The following is a 19878-nucleotide window of genomic DNA, read 5'->3' as shown; positions in this document are numbered from 1 at the left end:
CCCACAAGGCGCCCTGTATTAAGAGATTTCGAGGCCCTCACGAGGTGGCTTTCGGATCCTGGGGTTATAAGCTGAGCCGCCACGGCCGCAACTCTGTCGATCACTGTTTCTTCTGGTTTGCCCCATCTGCATCTCCCACTACTTCCATACTTCGCTTTTTCTATCTCCAGCTATTTCCGTTAACGGATGAAGTAGCCTGAAACTTTCCAGCTGCCGTCTTTTTCACGCATCGGCGTGATGGTTTCAACCGCGGATTTTTTGTTTTCGAACTGTGTTTCGTACTGGATCACCACGTATTCGCCATCGGGTGCGCCGGGCAGGGTAGTCGCATATTCCGTGCTCTTGAGCTCACGTGCCTTGACTGAGCCCAGCGGCGCCCTTAACGAACGGATGCCGGTTTCCCACGTGTTTTTTGCGATGCCGGTCTTAAAGAATGTGCCTGCGCGTTCCCAGCTCTCGCCATACTTGCCGGCATCGGTTAGCGACACCCAGCTGGTAGCTGCGGCTTGAGCTTGCTTTATGAGTTCGGCTTGCTGATCTGCGGCGAAGGAGGGCGTGGTGGATGCCAGTAGCACGGCGGTGACTAGTGTCAGTATGGTTTTCATTTTCCGTTTCCCCCTGGATTAAATTTCAACAGGTCGCGCAGATAGGCATATGCCTTGCCGATACGCTCAGATCATAGGGGTTGCCGCTGCTATTTGCAATGCAACTGTATTGCCCGTGCTGCCCGGTAACGAACTGCATCGGCGAAATCGAAAAAACAACATTTTCAGGGTTTGTGTTGACGCTAATAATGAGAATCATTACTATTTGTAACTTATCGTAACCGACCGACCCACCGCCAGCCAGTATCTCCCGTTCCCGACCATGTCGCGTAGCAATAGAACAGCCAGTGCGAACATGAATTGCGTATCAGGAGAATAAACCGCATGGCAGTCCTCGAATTTCCCCAGCCTTTGACCACCCCGCGCTTGAAATGCTCTGCTGCCGTCACCCTGGCGCTGGCTGTATTTACTGTGCCGGCGACGCTGCACGCACAGCAAATCGACGCTGCTGCCGCAGAAGAGCATGCGCTGGAATCTATCCAGGTCAGCGGCGACTGGTTAGGCACAGGTCTGCAAAACAGCGTAAAGCGCTATCCCGGTGCGCGTACCGTGATCAAGAAAGAAGATATCGAGGATTCCGGTGCTTCCAGTATCGGCGACGTGATGCGCCGTATCCCTGGCGTACAGGTGAGCGACAACTCCAGTTCTGCCGGCAGTTCCGTCTCGCTGAATATCGGCGTGCGCGGGCTGGCAGGGCGTTTCTCGCCACGCTCCACGGTACTGCTCGACGGTATTCCGCTGGCGGTCGCACCGTATGGCCAGCCGCAGCTGTCCTTTGCGCCGGTCAGCCTGAACAACATCGAATCGATTGACGTCGTACGCGGCGCCGGCTCGGTCCGGTTCGGCCCGCAGAACGTCGGCGGCATCATCAATTTCAAGACCCGCTCGATTCCGACCGAGCCGGGTTTCAATGGCGACGCCACCGTGCGCACCAACAACTGCACCGAGGCCGGCGGCGCCAATCGCCAGTACAGCGCCTTCGTCGGCAGCCAGCTGGACAACGGTCTTGGCCTGGCAGTGCTGTATTCCGGCGTCGACGGCTCCGGCTGGCGCGCCAACAGCGGTGAAACGGTCAACGATTTTGCCTTGAAATACCGCTACCAGCTGACCCCGGGTTCCGAGATCTACGGCAAGCTGTCGTACTACGATGTGCGCTCGCAGACGCCGGGCGGCTTGACCACCGTGCAATACGCGGCCAACCCGTTCCAGAACACCCGGCCCACCGACTTCTGGAGCGGTACCCGCAAGGGCGCCGACATCGGTTACCTGAATACGATTTCCGATACCCAGGAATTCGAGATCCGCACTTATTACAACGAGAGCTTCCGTCAAAGTACGCTGATCAACGGGAAAGTCCTCGGCCATCAGCCGCGCACTTACCAGACGCTGGGGATCGAGCCACGCTATACCCAACGCTTCAATCTTGGCGGCAGCATCAACGATGTGACGGTCGGCTATCGCTATATCCGTGAAACCGGCAATGACCTGGTGTACAACACATCGGTAGCAACCGGGATCGCCACGCCGTTGTCCAGCTCTTTCGACAACTTTACCGGCGCCCATGCGGTCTACATCGACGACAAGATTTCACTTGGCGACTGGCGCATTACGCCCGGCATCCGCTACGAACATATCCGATCGACCCGTACCGACGTCCTCAACGGTCCGGTATTCCCGATCGATAACAACAAGCCGCTGCCCTCGATCAGTGTGGCGTATCTGTTGAACCGGAATCTGACGCTGTTCAGCAATTACAGCACCTCGTTCGGCCCGGTCCAGAATACCCAGCTGAATGCGGCCATCGTCGGCAATCCGCTGGTGCCGGAATTGGCGAAGACCGCTGAAATCGGCGCGCGCTGGAAGAGCCGCCAGCTGTCGGCCGAGATCACCGTTTTCGACATCCGTTTCGACAACCAGATCCAGCAGGTAGCAGGCAGCTCGCCGGCAGTGTTCCAGAATATCGGCGCCACCCGTCACGACGGTATCGAGACGGCGGTCGACTATGCTTTTGACAAGGCGGGTGTATTGGCCGGCCTGAATCTTTATGCAAACTACACCTACACCCGCGCGCTGCAGAAATCCGGGCCGACGGCCGGCCTCGACGTGCCGTTCTACTCGCGCAATACCGACACCATCGGCGCCCGTTATGCGATCGGCGCCTGGGGCTTCGATCTGTCGACCACGCATCAAAGCCGGCAGTTTGCCGATAACGCCAACACCATCGCTGAAAGCGCGAATGGCGGCAACGGCGAGATTCCCGGCTTCCGTACCTGGAACGCGCAAGTCAACTGGAAAGTGCCGGGTTTGAAGGGGACGGAGTTGCTGGCTGGTGTCAATAATCTGACCGGCAAGCGTTATTTCACACGCACTACCGATTCGAATATCGGCAAGCTGGTTGGCGCGCCGCGCATGGTTTACGTGCAGGGACGTATTGCTTTCTGATATCCGGAGAGTGTAGTGCAGGACCAAAAATGGAAGCCGCGGGCTTCCATTTTTATTTGCAGCTATTTGTTTTCGATACGATCTACCTACTGCGTAGGTAGATATCAGCTTTGCAATTTGCTTTACGGCTCCGCGCTATCGTACTAAAGTTCTTGTCATATTATTGGATGAAAAACGAGCTGAATCGGCCGCACCGCAGCAATTTTTGATGGCAGGTCAGCTCTCACAACTACAACAATGTTGATATCACGGGAGACAGCCATGAAATCCGACGAAGGCAATGCTACATCCAGCCGTCGCAAATTTTTGCAGCATGCCGGGCTAGCTGCCGGCTCACTGGCGCTGGCGCCGTTGCACAGCGTTGCGGCCGCCGCCACCACCAGCATACCGGTGGACAACGGCGAGCGAGACCTGATCGCCTATCCGCAAAAACGCCCGTTGATGCGGATCACAACGCGTCCGCCGCATCTCGAAACGCCTTTCAGCGTGTTCAACGAAGGGCCGCTTACCGCCAACGATGCATTTTTCGTGCGCTACCACCTGGCCAATATCCCGACCTCGATTGATGTAAGAACCTATCGCTTGAAGATCAGCGGCCGGGTCACGCGCGAACTGTCATTGTCACTGACTGAACTGAAGGCGATTGCGCCAGCGGTAGAAGTGGTCGCGGTCAACCAGTGTTCCGGCAACAGCCGCGCATTTTCGACACCGCGTGTATTCGGCGCCCAGCTCGGTAACGGCTCGATGGGGAATGCGCGCTGGGTCGGCGTGCCGTTGAAGGCGGTGCTGGAGCATGCCGGCGTGCTGGCCGATGCTAAACAAGTGAGCTTCAACGGACTGGATCAGCCAGTACTACCGACCACGCCGGATTTCATCAAGGCGCTCGATATCGATCACGCCCTCAGCGGCGAACCGATCATCGCCTGGTCCATGAACGGCGCCGATATTCCTTTCTTGAACGGCTATCCGATCAAGCTGATCGTACCTGGTTATTTCGGCACATATTGGGTCAAGCATCTGAATGAAATCGAAGTTCTCGACCGCGTCTATGACGGTTTCTTCATGGCGACGGCGTACCGGGTACCCGACAACGATTGCATGTGTGTGGCGCCCGGAACCGCGCCAGGGAAAACACGGCCGATTTCGCGTTTGAAGACACGTTCCTTTATCACCAGCTTGCACGACGGCTCGGTGGTCCACGCCGGGCGTCGGATCGAACTGAAAGGAATTGCGTTCGATGGCGGCAGCGGCATCAAGACCGTCGATATTTCAGCTGACGGCGGCCAGACATGGAAGAGTGCAGTGCTAGGTAAAGATCTCGGAAAATACTCGTTCCGCGAATGGCGCTTCGGCATCACGCCGTCGCGCAAGGGAGAGTTGCAGCTGATGGTAAGGGCGACCGCGCAGAGTGGTGAAATCCAGCCGCTTGAAGCCACCTGGAATCCTGCGGGTTATGCGCGCAACGTGATCGAAACCACAAAAATAAGCGTTGCTTAGGAGATCGCCATGAACTACGTAAAAACGATGGTTGCCGGCGTCCTGTTTGGTGCAGTTGCGATTGCATCGGCAGCGCCCGTGAGTATTACGCTACCGCAGGAAACGGCCCAGCTCAAGCCTTCCACGCATCCGGGTTATGTGGTCGCCACGCAAATGTGCGCGATCTGCCATTCTGCCGATTACATCAACCAGCAGCCTGGCAAGATGACTCTGACGCAATGGACTGCGGAAGTGGCGAAAATGCAGCACGCATATGGCGCACCTCTGAGCGATGACCAGGTTAAGCAGATTGGAGAATATCTGGCGATCACCTATGGCAGTGAAAAGCCGGCCGCAGCACCGTAGCTGCGCCGGCTGTGAGTTCAGGTCGCTTGCTGCTTACGCTTCGGTCAACGCCGGGTAATCGGTATACCCGTGCTCACCCTCGCCACCATACAACGGCGCATCGGCAAACGGCACATTCAACGGCAAGTTGTGCTGCAAACGATATACCAGGTCCGGATTGGTGATGAAGGCGCGGCCGAAAGCAACCAGGTCGCCATGACCGCTGGCGATGGCTTCACGTGCCATCAAGCGGTCGTAGCCGTTATTCACCATCCAGGCGCCGTCAAAGCGCTGGTGCAATGCTTCGTAATCAAACGGTGCGTTGTCGCGCGGACCGCCGGTGTGGCCTTCGACTACGTGCAGATAAGCCAGGCCAAACTGGTTGAGCTGTTCCACCAGATAGTTGAACAACGGTTGCGGCTGGCTTTCGCTGGAATCGTTGACCGGTGATACTGGCGAGAGGCGCACTCCGACGCGGCCGCCGCCGATTTCAGCGCTGGTTGCGGCTACTACTTCCAACAGCAGGCGGCTGCGATTTTCAATGCTGCCGCCGTAGATGTCGGTACGGTGATTCGAGCCGTCGCGCAGGAAGCTGTCGAGCAGATAGCCGTGTGCACCGTGGATTTCAATGCCATCGAAACCGGCGTCCATGGCACGTCGCGCCGTTTGACAGAAGTCGTCGATCACGCCCGGGATATCAGCCAGCGGCAGTTCACGCGGCACCGAGGTGTCGACATATCCTTCGCCGGGTACAAAGGTCTTGGCGTCGGCGCGGATTGCGGATGGCGCTACTGGCGCCTTGCCGTCCGGCTGGAAGGAGACGTGCGACATGCGGCCGGTATGCCAGATTTGCACCACGATGCGGCCGCCTTTTTCATGCACGGCGTCGGTGATTTTTTTCCAGGCGGCGACTTGTTCCGGCGTATGCAGGCCGGGCGTGTTAGCGTAACCCTGGGCCTGGGCTGAGACCTGGGTCGCTTCGGTAACGATCAGGCCGGCCGATGCGCGCTGGGCGTAATATTTCAGGTTCAATTCGTTCGGTACATTGCCTTCGCCGGCGCGGTTGCGGGTCAGCGGCGCCATCACAATCCGGTTGGATACTTCGATGTCGCCGATGCGGGCAGGTTGGAACAGGCTGTCTTCGGTACGGGTTTCTTGGGTGCGGCTCATGTGCATTCCTTCGTGAATAAATCGCTGTCAGGCGATTGGTGGTTTGACTTGCTGCTAAAAAAACTGCAATGTTGATTAATAAATGACCGGTCGTCTCGGATTTGTTTTAATAAAAAAAATCAATTCCTCCTGTGGCTTCTGTGACGCTAAGGCAGGAAAAAATGATCGAACATCAGATTGACGCAGGCACGCACCGGCGCTGTGGAACGTTCGATTTTCATGCGCAGCAGGGCGCCTTCCCAGGCGTTCCAGAAAAAATCGGTCAGTTGCTCTGCACTCAGGTCGGTACGTACCGAGCCGTCGGCCTGGGCTTTGCGCAGATAGCTGGCGAAACGCTTGCGCCAGCCGCCGACCACTTCCTGCAGGGTGAGGCGGCAGAGTTCGCTGGATTCCGACATTTCGGCAGCAAAATTGCCCAACAGGCAGCCGGCTTTCACTTCGCACTGTTCGTGATAGCTGATGAGGCGTTCGTAGGTGTAACGCAACGCGGCCAACGGTTGTTCCGGGCCCTCGGCAAAGTAAGCCGACCACTTGTCAGCGAAGCCGTCGGCATAAAACGAGATGACCTCGGCGCCGAAGTCTTCCTTGCTCTTGAAATAGTTGTAAAACGAACCCTTGGGTACGCCGGTAGCATCGACGATTTCCTTGATGCCGGTGCCGTTGTATCCTTGCTCTGCGAACAGCCGGAGGCCGGTTTCGAGCAAGGTTGCGCGGGTATCGTTGGGGGTTAGGACTTTATTCATTCCGCTATTATATGACCAGTCGTCTCAAATTGCTTGACGTTGAAAAATGATGATTTATAGATATCTTTTCCGGGTTTCGAAATTTCATCAAAAGGCTTCGGAATGAATCCTCGCTTTCGCTCATTTCACCTATGAACATCCAGCAAATTTAATTTGCGGCGGCAGGTAAATGCCAGCTGCATTACTGCTATCATTTGGTTAATGTTCCCATCAGGAACTATCCGTGCCGCGCTTACTTACCCAGTGTTGCCGCTTTCAGAGAGTTGCATTATTTTTACCGCATTCCGTCAATTTTTCACACGCAAGCTGTCGGCCGATCCGATGCTACGCCACCGCGACTTCCGGCGCTTCTGGCTGACCACCGTCATCGCCAGCTTCGGCGAGCAGATCAGCAGCCTGGCGATTCCGCTCACCGCAGTACTTTTGCTGCAAGCCACTCCGGCCCAGATGGGCATGCTGATTGCCTTGCAGACCTTGCCGTTCGCCTTGTTCTCGCTGCCAGTCGGCGTCTGGCTGGACCGGCGCAGCAAGTATCCGGTACTGCTGTGGTCGGAATTCCTGTTTGGCGTCGTGCTGGCGGTGATCCCGATAAGCTACTGGCTGGGATTGCTGAACATGCATGTGCTGTACGCGGTCGGCTTCCTGATGGGGATCGGCTTTGTCATTGGCGGCAGCGCTTCCCAGGTGTTTCTGGCGCAACTGGTAGGGCGCGAGCATTTACTGGATGCGCAAAGCAAGTTTGCCGCTACCGATTCGATGGCGCGACTGATCGGTCCGGGCATCGCCGGCATGCTGGTGCAATTGCTGACGGCGCCGGTAGCGGTGCTGGTCGATGCCCTCGGGTTTATCGGGTCATGGTGGAATTTGCGTTTTCTGCGCAAGCGCGACACGTATCCTGCGCCGTCCGATCGCCATCCTTTCCGCGAAATGGTGGATGGCATCAAGATGGTGTGGAATCACGAAGTGCTGTGGGCGCTGGCCTGGGGTACCGCCTTGTGGCAAGTGCTGTTCAATGGTTACCTGGCGTTGCAGATCCTGTTCGCCACCCACCAGCTGGGCATGTCGCCAGGCGTGTTGGGCGCAGCGCAAACGCTGGGTGGTCTTGGCGTGCTGGTCAGCTCCATATTGCTCAAGCCTTTGTCACGGCGATTCGGCAGCGGGCGCACGATCCTGATCGGCCTGGGCGGCACTGGCGCGGCGTGGCTGTTGCTGGCAATGATTCCGGCCAACCTGTTTGGCTCGCCGTTGCTGAGCGCATTGGCTTACGGCATAGTGGTGTTCATCTTCGATTGCAGCGCCATGCTGTATTTCATGCCTTACCTGGCACTGCGCCTGAAACTGACGCCCGACGCTTATCACGGCCGCATGGTGTCAACCATGCGTTTCATGACCGTGGCGGCGGCGCCGCTGGGCGCCTTGTCGGCCGGCTGGATTGCCGAGCATCTGGGAGTGCGTAGCGGATTGATTGCGATCGCGGTGGGCGGCAGCCTGCTGACTTTCGGCTTGCTGAAGACTTCGCCGTTGCGCGATATCCGCGACTAAGGCTTTCCCGGTGTTGTAAGGCGGGCACAAAGGCGTGCCCGCCCTACGGAGATGGCGATGCTGATATCGCTACGTTATTTAGCCAAAGCCAGGGCATTGTTGGCGGCGGCAGGTGCATTCCACCCACCACCCAAGGCCCGTATCAAGCCCACCGACGCCACCGCACGCAGGCCAACGGTCTGGCTTTTCGCGCGTTGCGCGGAAAGACTCGAACGTTGCGCGTCGATCACTTCAAAGTAGCTGGTAGAGCCATTCCGATAACGTGAATCAGCAAGGCGCGCCGCCAGTTGAGCCGATTTCACTGCATCTTCCTGGAAGCGGATTTGATTATCCAGAGTGCGCAAGGCGCTCAGGTTATCTTCCACATCCTGGAAGCCGACCAGCACCTGTTGCCGGTAATTGGCCACCACCGATTCATAGTTGGCATCTGCCTTTGCCAGGTTGGCCTTGTTGCGGCCACCGTCCAGTAACGGCATATTGAGCACGGAGCCGACCACCGGTCCCAGCAGCCAGCTGCGGCTGGACCATTGGAACAGGTTGTGCAGCGCATCCGACGCGAAGCCGCCGGAAGCCGTCAGCACCAGGCTCGGAAAGAAGCCGGCTTTGGCCACGCCGATACGGGCGCTGGCGGCGGCCAGCTGGCGCTGCGCCTGGGCGATGTCCGGGCGCCGTTCCAGCAGATCGGAGGGCAGGCCGGGCGGTACGCTGACCGTTACCGGTTGCAGCGGTTCGGTGGCGAGCGAGAACTGGGCCGGCGCCTTGCCGAGCAGGATCGCCAGCGCATGGTCGCGCTGGGCCCGGCTGCGGCTGACGCCTTCCTGTTCTGCCTGGGTCACCGACAGTTCGGTCTGGGCTTGCGCTACATCAAGCTCGCTGGTGTCACCGGCATCATAACGATGCTGCACCAGCCGCATGTTTTCCTGGCGCAACTTGATGGTTTGCTGCAGCACGTCAAGTTCCGAATCGAGCGAGCGGATCGCAAAATACTGCTGGGCGACATCTGCCTGTAGCGCCAGCAACACCGAACGATAGGCCGCTTCCTGTCCTTCAACATCAAGGCGGGCGGCGCGGCTGCTGTCCGACAGGCGACCGAACAGATCGACCTCATAGGAAGCGCCCAGCTGTGCCTGCCATTGGGTGGATGTAGCGCTGGCCGTGCCCTGGCGGGTCGGGCCGAAGGCGGCGCCCAGCTGGAATGCGCGGTCGGCATCGGCCAGGCCGGCGGTGGCGCGCGCTTCCTTGACGCGCGCCAACGCCATTGCCAGGGTCTGGCTGGATTGCGTGGCTTCACCGATCAGCCGGTTCAGCTCCGCATCGCCGAACACCGTCCACCAGGCGCCGCGATCGGCGCCATCGGCCGGTTGCGCGACTTTCCAGCTGCCATCCAGATTAGCGGTTTCGCGATATTGCGTCGGCAGGTCAACCGCAATTTTTTCCGGCGGTTTGGTGGTGGAGCAACCGGCCAGCACCAGTGCGGCAACCAGCGTGCTGAGTTTTAAATTGAAAGTTTTCATATCTAGATTCCTTCTATGTGCGCCACTGAAGCAATGGCTGGCGCTGCCGGTCCGTGCGCCGTCGGCGCCGGACCGGCATGATGTTCCGCTTGCGGTTTGGTGCCGGTAAACCGCGATGCCAGGGTGCGCAGCAATACGTAAAAGATCGGTGTCAGGAACAACCCGAAAGCAGTCACGCCAATCATGCCGGAGAACACCGCGACCCCCATCGCATGGCGCATTTCAGCACCGGCGCCGGTCGACAGGATCAGCGGGATGACGCCGGCGATGAAAGCGATCGAGGTCATCAGGATAGGCCGCAGACGCAGGTGGGCAGCTTCGATTGCAGCGGCGTAGATGGAACGCCCTTGCAATTCCAGTTCATGCGCAAACTCCACTATCAGGATCGCGTTCTTACACGCCAGTCCGACCAATACGATCAGGCTGATCTGGGTGAAGATGTTGTCGTCGCCTCTCGTTAGCCAGACACCGAAGATTGCCGACAAGATGCCCATCGGTACGATCAGCAACACTGCCAGCGGCAAGGTCAGGCTCTCGTATTGCGCCGCCAGTACAAAGAACACCAGCAAGATCGACAAAGGCAGGATGATGAACAGCGTATCGCCGGCAATCTTGTCCTGGTAAGTGATCTCGGTCCATTCGTAGCTGATGCCGCGTGGCAGCGTCTCGGCGGCGATGCGTTCTACCGCAGCCTGGGCCTGGCCGGTACTGTAGCCAGGCGCCGGTCCACCGTTGACATCGGCAGAAGGGAAGGCGTTATAGCGTATCGCCTGATCGGGACCGTAGCTTTGCGTCATCTTCAACAAGGACGACAACGGCACCATCTCGCCGCGGTCGTTGCGGGCTTTCAGCAAGCCGATGTCTTCGGCATGGGCACGGAACGGTGCGTCAGCCTGGACCCTTACCTGGAAGGTGCGGCCGAACTTGTTGAAATCGTTCACGTACAGCGACCCGAGGTAGATTTGCAAGGTATCGAATACCGCCGGGATCGATACCCCCAGTTGCTGGGCGCGAACCCGGTCGACATCGGCATATAGCTGCGGCACATTGATCTGGAAGCTGGAGAACATCCCAGCCAGCTCCGGTGCTTTTTGCGCTTTTGCCATGAATGCCTGCAAACTGTCACTCAATGCCTGGTTGCCGAGTGCGGCGCGATCTTCGATCTGCAGCTTGAAGCCGCCAATCGTACCTAGGCCTTGCACCGGTGGCGGCGGAAAGACGGCGATGAACGCACCTTGGATAGCCGCGAATTTTTGATTCAGCTGCTGCGCAATCGCAATCCCGCTCTGGTCGGCGCCACGGCGCTCGTCAAACGGTTTGAGCGTGGTGAACACGATGCCGGAGTTGGGGCTGTTGACGAAGCCGTTGATCGACAGGCCAGGGAAGGCCACGGCGGATTCCACGCCGGGCTGCTTCAACGCGATTTCCGACATTTTGCGCATTACGTCTTCGGTGCGGTCCAGCGATGCGGCGTCAGGTAATTGCGCAAAGCCCACCAGGTATTGCTTGTCCTGGGCCGGGATGAAACCGTTCGGCACGGTATGGAACAGCAGCACGGTGACACCGATCAATACCGCATACACTGCCAGCGCGGCAGACTTGCGTTTCAAGATGCCGGTCACGCCGCCGCTGTAGGAGTCCGAAGCACGGTGAAAGACCTTGTTGAACACGGCAAAGAAGCCGCCGAAGAAACGATCTATCAGGCGTTGGAACGCATCCTTCTTGGCGCCGTGGCCTTTCAGCAGCAGGGCTGCCAGTGCCGGTGACAAGGTCAGCGAATTGAACGCTGAAATCACGGTCGAAATCGCAATCGTCAGGGCGAACTGCTTGAAGAACTGACCAGTCAGGCCGCTGACGAAAGCCAGTGGAATAAACACGGCGCACAAGGTCAGCGCAATCGCCACGATAGGTCCGGAGACTTCACGCATGGCTTTGTAGGTGGCTTCTTTCGCGGATAAACCGTTTTCGATATTGCGCTCGACATTCTCCACCACCACGATGGCGTCATCGACCACAATCCCGATGGCTAGCACCAGCCCGAACAAACTCAAGGCATTGATCGAAAAACCCAGGCCCATCATCACCGCAAACGTACCGATCACCGATACCGGTACTGCAAGCAACGGGATGATCGAAGCGCGCCAGGTTTGCAGGAAAATGATCACCACGATCACGACCAGCAGAATCGCTTCCAGCAAGGTATGGACCACCGCCTCGATGGATGAGCGGACGAACTGGGTCGGGTCGTATACGATCTTGTAGTCGACGCCTTCCGGCATATCTTTCTTCAGTTCGGCCATGGTGGCGCGGACGTTATCGGAAATTTCCAATGCGTTAGAGCCGGGCGCCTGGAAGATAGGAATCGCTACGGCCTGCTTGTTATCGAGCAGGGAGCGCAACGCATATTCGCTGGCGCCTAGTTCGATTCGCGCTACGTCTTTAAGATAAGTGACGACGCCATCCGGCGAAGTGCGGACTACGATGTTTCCAAACTCTTCCTCATTGGCGAGGCGGCCGCGAGCATTTACCGAAATCTGGTAATTAACCCCGGGCACCGACGGCGAAGCGCCAATCACGCCGGCGGCGACATTGACGTTTTGCTGACGGATGGCGTTGACTACGTCGGTGGCAGCCAGGCCGCGTTCCGCCACCTTGCGCGGATCGAGCCAGATGCGCATTGAATAATCGCCGGAGCCGAACAGCTGGACCGAACCAATCCCGGGCAGGCGCGCCAGCCGGTCTTTGACATTCAACACGGCATAGTTACGCAGGTAGGCCATGTCGTAACGGTCGTTAGGCGACAGCAAATGCACCACCATGGTCAGGTTGGGTGAGCTCTTGACCGTAGTGACGCCTAAGCGCTGGACCACGTCCGGCAATCTCGGCAACGCCTGGTTGACGCGGTTCTGCACCAGTTGCTGGGCCTGGTCCGGCGAAGTACCCAGCTTGAAGGTGATGGTCAGCGTCATCAAGCCATCCGAGGTGGCTTGCGAAGACATGTACAGCATGCCTTCGACGCCGTTAATCTGTTCCTCGATCGGCGTTGCCACGGTTTCCGCGATGGTTTGCGGATTGGCGCCGGGATACTGCGCCTTGACGATCACCGATGGCGGAATCACTTCCGGGTATTCGGAGATAGGCAGGCTGAGCATGGAAATCAGGCCGCCGATCAAGATGATCGCAGATAGAACGCCTGCAAAAATCGGGCGGTCGATAAAGAATTTTGAAATATTCATGGTGTTGGGCTCTGCTTGTGTTTGGCGTCGATAAAATCGTGCTGATCGTCGTTGCCTTTGTTATTTAGCACTAGCCACCGTCACTGCAGCCTTGGCGGGAGAAGTGTTTTCTCCATCCATGGTTACGGTGACCGGCGTGACCAGGTCGTTCGGACGTATCCGTTGCAAGCCGTTGACGACAATCCGCTCATCTTTCTTGAGACCGGAACGGACCACGCGCAAGCCATCGACAATCGGACCGAGCTTGACCGGGCGATACGTGACCTTGTTGTCGGCGCCCAGCACCATGACGTATTTCTTGTCCTGGTCGTTGCCGACTGCCTTGTCGTCGATCAGCACGGCCGTTTCAGCCGCCGAGCCGCCGGTGCGTACCCGGGCGTACATGCCCGGGGTGAGGGCGCCGTTCTGGTTGTCGAACACGGCGCGCACGCGCATGGTGCCGGAGGCGGTGTCAAGCCGGTTGTCGAAAGCCTTTATCTGGCCTTGATGCGGATAGCCGTCTTCGCTGGCCAGGCCGATAGAGACCGGCAAGTGACTCACGCCGGAATTGCCGACGGCGCCGTTGGCGGCGTAGCGGATGTAGGTTTGCTCATCCACTTCGAAGCTGACATACACCGGCGACACCGATACCACGGTAGTCAAGGCCGGTGAAGCGACACCCGCGCCGACCAGGTTGCCGACCGTGATTTCAGCGCGCGAGACGCGGCCGCTGACCGGCGCTGAAATCGATGTGTATTGCAAGTTCAGGCGCGCAGTTTGCACCGCTGCGTCCGCCGCCTTAAGGCTGGCGTCAGCTTCCAGCAGAGCATTGTTACGTTGGTCCAGTTCACGCTGGGCTACTGCATGTTCTTCGATCAGGCGGCTGGTGCGGGCCAGTTCGGTTTTTGCCAACGCCAGTCCGGCCTGGGCGCCAGCCTGGGTAGCCACTGCACGCGCCAGCTCGGCTTGGTAGGGGCGGGGATCGATGGTGAACAGCGGATCGCCCTTTTTCACCAGCTGGCCTTCCTGAAAATGCACGGCGTCGATAGTGCCGGATACGCGTGGCCGTATTTCAACCCTTTCAATTGCTTCCACCCGTCCCGAAAAATCATCCCATTCAGTGACCGATTTTTCCAGGACTGCAGCCACCGAGACCGATACCGCAGCAGGTGGCGGGCTGACCGCTTTGGCTTGGCGGCTAGTCAGGGTGAAGGTGCCGGCGGCGGCGAGGACGAGGATGCCGACCGCAATCGCAATCGCTTTACGAGAAAATAATGGTGTCGAAGTTTGCATGTGAGACCCCTGGATAATATGTGTGGAAACGGAAATGAATAACTGCGTAATCTGAAACAATCACTTGAGCGGAAGACCGTACGGGTAAGGTTTCAAGGTCTAGGTTTGGTCGGGCGACCGGCATTGGCGTTCTTGATTGGCTTGGCGTGCCTCAAATCATGATTAGCAATATAAGGTCGGCTGGCCTTCAGCCGATAGCCGCTTACTGCACGCTTCTTGTCCGATCCTCCAAAAGTGCTGATTCCCTAGTTGTTTGAAAGCAAAAAATCGCGCTCGAAAAACATCGAATTTAATTCTGTGAGACACTAATGTTTCTTTTTGGTCACATCCGGCATCCTCAGAATTTCTATTTAATAGTGATCGCTATGAATTATGATGCGACTCTAGCGGGCTTGTTTTGCGCTGTCAAGTGGTTTAATATCGATCACTATGGAAATGACACAAGACAAGCCGCGCAAGAAGGCCGGCCGTCCTTTATCGTTTGATAGGGAAACTGCGCTGGAGAGCGCGATGATGGTTTTCTGGCGTTACGGGTACGAGGCGACCTCGCTCAATGACCTGACCACCGCCATGGGAATCACGCCGCCCAGCCTGTACACCGCATTCGGCGACAAGGAACGCTTGTTCCTGGAAGCGGTGGAATATTACCTGGCCAAAAAACCCTGTTTTTTTGAGTCGATTGTGGCTGAGCCACTAACGGCAAAGGAAAGCATCAGGAGCTATCTCGAGGTAATCGCGATTTCTCAAACCGACCCGAATCAGCCGCCCGGCTGCATGGTCGTGACTTCAGCCACCAATTGCACCGCAGCCTCGTCGCATGTGCAGGAAGTGCTGGCGGATTACCGTGGACAGATGGAAGCCGGCATCAAAGCGCGGCTGGATCGCGGCGTCGCCGATGGCGAGATGGCGGCCGATACCGACACCGCTTCACTAGCCAGTTTTTTCGTCACGGTCATTCACGGCATGTCGACCCAGGCACGTGACAACGCCAGCCGCGAGAAGCTGCTGGCGATAGGTGCGCAAGCGATGCGCGCCTGGCCGGATCCGCTCTGAGATTAATTGGGCAGGGCAACACATTGCCTCCAATTTTAAGACTTGTCCTATATTCCTTGCCGTCCCCCGTCGCTAGAATGTTAAGCCTGAGCCTCGCAAGAGAGGCAATTCGCGCAACAGAATTTTTTCAGGGGCCGCCACGATGGATCACGTGCAAAAGCAGGAAATCAAGCTTCAAGATGAGCAATGGCAAATGCTGGAGCCGCTCCTGACGGGCAAGCAGAGTGATCCCGGCGCCAATGCAAAAAACAACCGTTTGTTTATCGAGGCGGTATTGTGGGTAGTGGTGAATAAAACCGTGTGGCGTCATTTGCCCCAGCAGTTTGGCAGTTCCAGCACGGCTTACATGCGTTTCAGGCGCTGGACCGAATGCGATTTCTGGCGTCAGCTGGCGCAAAGCGCGATTGACGATGCGGAATTGGTGCGGACGTTGGGACGAATTGTGGAATACGGCGATTTGTATACCCGGCGCATCGAGCAACGGTTACTAAGAAAGAATCAAAAGACCATCTATAAGTCGGCCATCGCAGCCGCCAAGGGCGTCGAGCCAGCCAAGCGCACCCAGTCAGCGCAGGATGAATCAACCTTGCACTGGGTTGGTTTGGTCACTGCTTGAACCCCCGCTGATGCATGGGGACGGGCGGAAACAACGATTGATATTTAATTTGATAGAAATTCCCGCGAAGAACTAGCAATTAAAATAAACAGCAGCTATAATTCGTCCCCTGTTGGGGCGTTAGCTCAGCTGGTAGAGCAGCGGACTCTTAATCCGTAGGTCGTGTGTTCGAATCACACACGCCCCACCAACAGAACATCAGTAAGTGCTGGTAGGCATAAGGGTTTCCGCGAGGAAGCCCTTTTTGCTTTGTGCGGTGCGCACCTAGTGCTTCTGCGTTTTGCGCCATTTTTGCGCCGTTGGGTCTCCAACCAGGAGATTTTTAACATGGCACAAATCCGTAAACGTAGCCCTTCGCAATATCAAGCGCGGGTCCGTATTAAAGGACATCCCGAAGCCGTCCGTACCTTTTCCTCGAACTCTGAAGCGGTTCAATGGGCCTCCGAGAGCGAGGGGCAATTGCTCCAAGGATTAGGTGGTGCCCTAAGGGATGCCGACGCCTTGACACTCGGTAAAGCACTCAGTCGATACGCACTAGAAGTTACTCCTCGTAAGAAAAGCTTTTCCAATGAACTGCGACGTATCAACGCTTGGTTGCGTAATCCGCTCGCATCTTTGCCGCTGCCCGCCATCCGTGGCAAACATCTAGCCGAATACAGGGACATCGCCGCGCTCATATTCCGGCGGCGCCCATAGGTGTTTCAGGCGCTGCTTCAAATTACCCGGCTGCGCCACGTCGCGCCACATCGCAATGAATTCGTGGAAGTTGAGGGTCAGCGGATTGTGGCTGTAGACCTGGCGCTTGATGCCGTAATCTACTGCTTCCTGTTCTTCCACATAGGTCCCGAACAGACGGTCGAAAATGATCAGCACGCCGCCATAATTCTTGTCGATATAGCAGTCGTTGCGGCCATGATGCGCGCGGTGGTTGCTGGGTGTGTCGAACAGATATTCCAGCACCGGATGCAGCTTGCCGACGCTTTCGGTGTGGATGAAGAACTGATATACCAGATCGCAGGCATACAGGATGAACACCACTGCCGGATGCACGCCCAGCAGCACCAGCGGCATGAAAAACAGCCACCAGCCGGTGATCGGATAGAGCATCGACTGGCGCATTGCAGTCGTCATGTTCATATGCTCGCCGCTGTGGTGCACTACGTGGGCGGTCCAGAACCAGCGTACGCGATGGCTGCTGCGATGGAACCAGTAGTAGCAAAATTCGACACCGACGAAAATCGGCAGCAGGGTCCAGCCGTTGATTGGAATCGTAAAGAAGCGATGGTGCCAGAACCAGAAAATGGCGGCGCCGACGAATAGCACATGCACAGCCAGTTCGAACAGCTGGTAGCTGCTGCCGAGGGTGAGATTGGTCAGGATGTCTTTCCAGTAGAACTGCTGGCAGAATTGCTGACGGCTGCCGCGCTTGCGCATGACCTGCCATTCGATGGCAAAACCGATCAGGAACAATGGCGTCATGCCGATCAGCACCACCTGTTTCCACTCTATATGGGAACCGAAGGTGGTTTCCATCCAGGCAATCAGATCCATCATGATGTACCGCCTATGCGCTTTGTCGATGTAATCGATTCTAGTGCCCGCGAAGTTTAAAGGCTTGACCGCGACAGACAAATATTTGACAATTCTCGCCATGCACCCAACCATGACGGAGCAGCCGGTGCGGGGTGTCGTTCCCAGCACCTACGTGCGATTGCTGTATGAGTATCTTGATATGCAGGGTGTGGCCGCTGCCGCCTTGCTGGGCGTAGCCGCGCCGGAAGCAGCCGACCGTGGTTTGCTGCGTTACCCGGTGGCGGCCTGGCGCGCCTTGTTGCAACGCGCCGCCGAACATCTGCACGATCCTTTGCTTGGCCTGCACCTGGGCCAGACCATTACCCCCGCCCATTTCGGCGTGATGGGATATGTGCTGCTGGCTTGCCCGAACCTGGGTGCGGCGCTGGCGCGCACCTTGCAATACCAGCGTCTGCTGTATGACGTCAATCCGATGCGCACCACGATGGAGGGCAGCGATTTGCTGCTCGAATGGGGTGTCGACCAAGGCCGTCCGGGGCCGCTGGTTGACGAATGCGCCATCAGCGCACTCATGCAGCTGATGCACAACGCCACCGGCCGCCGTATCGTGGCGACAGAAATCTGCTTCGTGAATCCGGCGCCTGCCAACCTCCAGCCCTATCGGGACTGGTTCGCCTGTCCGGTATTGTTCGGCCAGGCGGTTACCTCGATCCGCTTCCCGCGCGCGCTGCTGGCATTGCCGTTGCGGCAACCGGACACCGTTCTGTTGAATGTCTTGGAGGGACAAGCCGACGCCTTGCTGGCGCAATTACCGCCAAGCGACGATTTTGAACAGGCGGTGCGGCGCTGCATCGCCCGCCTGGTGCGCGAAGGCCAGCCGGAGCTGGAGATGGTGGCGAACGAGCTGCATGTTTCGACCCGCACCTTGCATCGCCGGCTGGCCGCCAGCGACATCAATTTCAGGGAACTACGTGAGAGTATTCGCCAACACCTGGCCGAAGACTATCTGGCCGACCCGCGCCTGCAATTGACGGAAATCGCTCAGTTGCTGGGCTATTCCGAGCAGAGCGCGTTTAGCCGCGCATTCCGCCGCTGGAGCGGGCAGACGCCGTACGATTATCGGCAGCGCTTGCTCAGTTCGCGAAAGCTGGAATGCCAGTAATTGCGCGACCGAGGATCAGGGCGTGAATGTCGTGGGTACCTTCGTAGGTATTCACAACCTCAAGATTAACCATATGGCGGATGACAGAAAATTCGTCCGAAATGCCATTGCCGCCGAGCATGTCGCGGGCAACACGTGCGATGTCCAGGGCCTTGCCGCAAGAGTTGCGTTTCATGAGGGAGGTCAGGTCGGTTGATGCAATGCCTTCGTCCTTCATGCGGCCAAGCCGGAGGCAACCCTGAAGGCCGAGACTGATTTCAGTGACCATATCCGCCAGCTTTTTCTGAATCAGTTGATTCGCGGCCAAAGGACGGCCAAATTGCTTGCGGTCGAGGACATATTGGCGTGCCGTTTCGTAGCAGGATTCGGCCGCGCCCAATGCGCCCCAGGCGATCCCGAAGCGAGCAGAATTGAGGCAGGTGAAGGGGCCTTTCAGGCCGCTGGCGCCGGGCAACATGTTTTCCTTGGGTACGAACACCTGATCCATGACGATCTCGCCGGTGATTGAAACGCGCAGGCCAACCTTGCCGTGGATGGCGGGAGTGGAAAGGCCTTTCCAGCCTTTTTCAAGAATAAAGCCGCGTATCACGCCGTCTTCGGTCTTGGCCCATACGACGAATACATCTGCTATGGGAGAGTTGGTGATCCAGGTCTTGTTGCCGGAGAGTTCGTAGCCGCCGTCCACCGCCCGCGCACGGGTAAGCATCGAGCCAGCATCAGAACCGTGGTTGGGTTCGGTCAGGCCGAAGCAGCCCACCCACTCGCCACTGCTGAGCTTTGGCAGATACTTGTGTTTCTGCTCCTCGGAGCCGAATTCGTTGATCGGCACCATGACCAGAGACGACTGGACGCTCATCATTGAACGATAGCCAGAATCGGTGCGTTCAATTTCCCGTGCGATCAGGCCATACGAGACGTAGTTAAGGCCGGCGCCGCCATACTGTTCTGGAATGGTCGCACCAAGAAGGCCGAGTTCACCCATTTCGTTGAAAATGGCGCGGTCGGTATGTTCATTTCGAAAGGCGAGCTGGACGCGCGGCATTAATCGCTCTTGCGCATAGGCGCGGGCTGCGTCGCGCACCATGCGCTCTTCGGCGCTCAGTTGCATATCCAAGAGCAACGGATCCTCGTGATTGAATTGAATTTTATATGTGCTCATGTCAAATTTC

The 19878-nt window shown here is 57.6% G+C and carries 16 protein-coding genes and 1 tRNA gene; 9 read left to right on the top strand and 8 right to left on the bottom strand.

The genetic code is table 11. The features are described from left to right. Positions 1–179 precede the first annotated feature (179 nt). Complete coding sequence (locus tag BM205_RS03145; protein ID WP_092412398.1) at positions 180–605, bottom strand: DUF4019 domain-containing protein; 426 nt, start codon at positions 603–605, stop codon at positions 180–182. Positions 606–929: 324 nt separating this feature from the next. Between BM205_RS03145 and BM205_RS03140 the strand changes: the two genes are divergently transcribed. The 3 genes from BM205_RS03140 (at position 930) to BM205_RS03130 (ending at position 4889) form a co-directional block, all read left to right on the top strand. Then, positions 930–3047, top strand: coding sequence for a TonB-dependent receptor family protein (locus BM205_RS03140; RefSeq protein ID WP_092412396.1), 2118 nt, complete (start codon positions 930–932; stop codon positions 3045–3047). Between the two features lie 261 nt (positions 3048–3308). Beyond that, the gene (locus BM205_RS03135) at positions 3309–4544 is read left to right on the top strand and encodes a SorA family sulfite dehydrogenase catalytic subunit (protein WP_092412394.1); all 1236 of its coding nucleotides are present in this window, start codon (positions 3309–3311) and stop codon (positions 4542–4544) included. A gap of 9 nt (positions 4545–4553) precedes the next feature. Next, the gene (locus tag BM205_RS03130; RefSeq protein WP_092412392.1) at positions 4554–4889 is read left to right on the top strand and encodes a SorB family sulfite dehydrogenase c-type cytochrome subunit; all 336 of its coding nucleotides are present in this window, start codon (positions 4554–4556) and stop codon (positions 4887–4889) included. 33 nt (positions 4890–4922) lie between these two features. Here BM205_RS03130 and BM205_RS03125 read toward each other — a convergent pair whose 3' ends face one another. Further along, positions 4923–6038 (bottom strand): alkene reductase, encoded by a 1116-nt coding sequence (locus BM205_RS03125; RefSeq protein ID WP_371326445.1) that lies wholly within the window; start codon positions 6036–6038, stop codon positions 4923–4925. A 146-nt stretch (positions 6039–6184) separates the two neighbouring features. Beyond that, positions 6185–6781 carry a TetR/AcrR family transcriptional regulator gene (locus BM205_RS03120; RefSeq protein ID WP_092412388.1) on the bottom strand — a complete coding sequence of 199 codons (597 nt, stop codon included), beginning with the start codon at positions 6779–6781 and terminating at the stop codon, positions 6185–6187. Positions 6782–6982: 201 nt separating this feature from the next. Here BM205_RS03120 and BM205_RS03115 point away from each other — a divergent pair, with 201 nt between their 5' ends. Beyond that, a complete protein-coding gene (locus BM205_RS03115) occupies positions 6983–8323 on the top strand; it encodes an MFS transporter (RefSeq protein WP_254783705.1) in 1341 nt (446 codons plus the stop codon). A 74-nt stretch (positions 8324–8397) separates the two neighbouring features. Here the strand turns inward: BM205_RS03115 and BM205_RS03110 are convergent, their stop codons facing one another. From BM205_RS03110 to BM205_RS03100, 3 genes are read right to left on the bottom strand one after another with little or no spacing between them, the layout of a single operon-like run. After that, the gene (locus BM205_RS03110) at positions 8398–9837 is read right to left on the bottom strand and encodes an efflux transporter outer membrane subunit (protein ID WP_092412384.1); all 1440 of its coding nucleotides are present in this window, start codon (positions 9835–9837) and stop codon (positions 8398–8400) included. Positions 9838–9839: 2 nt separating this feature from the next. Further along, positions 9840–13073 (bottom strand): efflux RND transporter permease subunit, encoded by a 3234-nt coding sequence (locus BM205_RS03105; protein WP_092412382.1) that lies wholly within the window; start codon positions 13071–13073, stop codon positions 9840–9842. Positions 13074–13133: 60 nt separating this feature from the next. Further along, the gene (locus BM205_RS03100) at positions 13134–14345 is read right to left on the bottom strand and encodes an efflux RND transporter periplasmic adaptor subunit (protein ID WP_092412380.1); all 1212 of its coding nucleotides are present in this window, start codon (positions 14343–14345) and stop codon (positions 13134–13136) included. A gap of 429 nt (positions 14346–14774) precedes the next feature. Between BM205_RS03100 and BM205_RS03095 the strand changes: the two genes are divergently transcribed. The 4 genes from BM205_RS03095 to BM205_RS23945 all read left to right on the top strand — a co-directional run bounded on the left by BM205_RS03095 (position 14775) and on the right by BM205_RS23945 (position 16710). Beyond that, positions 14775–15398, top strand: a complete 624-nt coding sequence (locus tag BM205_RS03095; RefSeq protein WP_092412378.1) for a TetR/AcrR family transcriptional regulator — start codon at positions 14775–14777, stop codon at positions 15396–15398. A 142-nt stretch (positions 15399–15540) separates the two neighbouring features. Further along, positions 15541–16014, top strand: a complete 474-nt coding sequence (locus tag BM205_RS03090; RefSeq protein WP_092412376.1) for a transposase — start codon at positions 15541–15543, stop codon at positions 16012–16014. A gap of 114 nt (positions 16015–16128) precedes the next feature. Then, a tRNA-Lys gene (locus BM205_RS03085) sits at positions 16129–16204 on the top strand. 137 nt (positions 16205–16341) lie between these two features. Next, positions 16342–16710, top strand: a complete 369-nt coding sequence (locus BM205_RS23945) for a hypothetical protein (protein ID WP_139227201.1) — start codon at positions 16342–16344, stop codon at positions 16708–16710. On the opposite strand, the gene BM205_RS03080 is transcribed toward BM205_RS23945, so the two are convergent. Then, the gene (locus tag BM205_RS03080; protein ID WP_092412374.1) at positions 16660–17568 is read right to left on the bottom strand and encodes a sterol desaturase family protein; all 909 of its coding nucleotides are present in this window, start codon (positions 17566–17568) and stop codon (positions 16660–16662) included. The two genes, BM205_RS23945 and BM205_RS03080, sit on opposite strands and share 51 nt — an antisense overlap. Before the next feature lie 82 nt (positions 17569–17650). On the opposite strand from BM205_RS03080, the gene BM205_RS03075 reads away from it, so the two are divergent. Beyond that, positions 17651–18709, top strand: a complete 1059-nt coding sequence (locus BM205_RS03075; protein ID WP_254783704.1) for an AraC family transcriptional regulator — start codon at positions 17651–17653, stop codon at positions 18707–18709. Here BM205_RS03075 and BM205_RS03070 read toward each other — a convergent pair. After that, complete coding sequence (locus BM205_RS03070; protein WP_092412370.1) at positions 18681–19868, bottom strand: acyl-CoA dehydrogenase; 1188 nt, start codon at positions 19866–19868, stop codon at positions 18681–18683. The genes BM205_RS03075 and BM205_RS03070 overlap by 29 nt on opposite strands. Positions 19869–19878: the final 10 nt, after the last annotated feature.

The sequence above is a fragment of the Collimonas sp. OK307 genome (assembly GCF_900113705.1).
GTDB lineage: Bacteria > Pseudomonadota > Gammaproteobacteria > Burkholderiales > Burkholderiaceae_D > Collimonas.
Note: the sequence above shows the minus strand (reverse complement) of the source record. Positions and strands in the feature narration are given on the sequence as shown.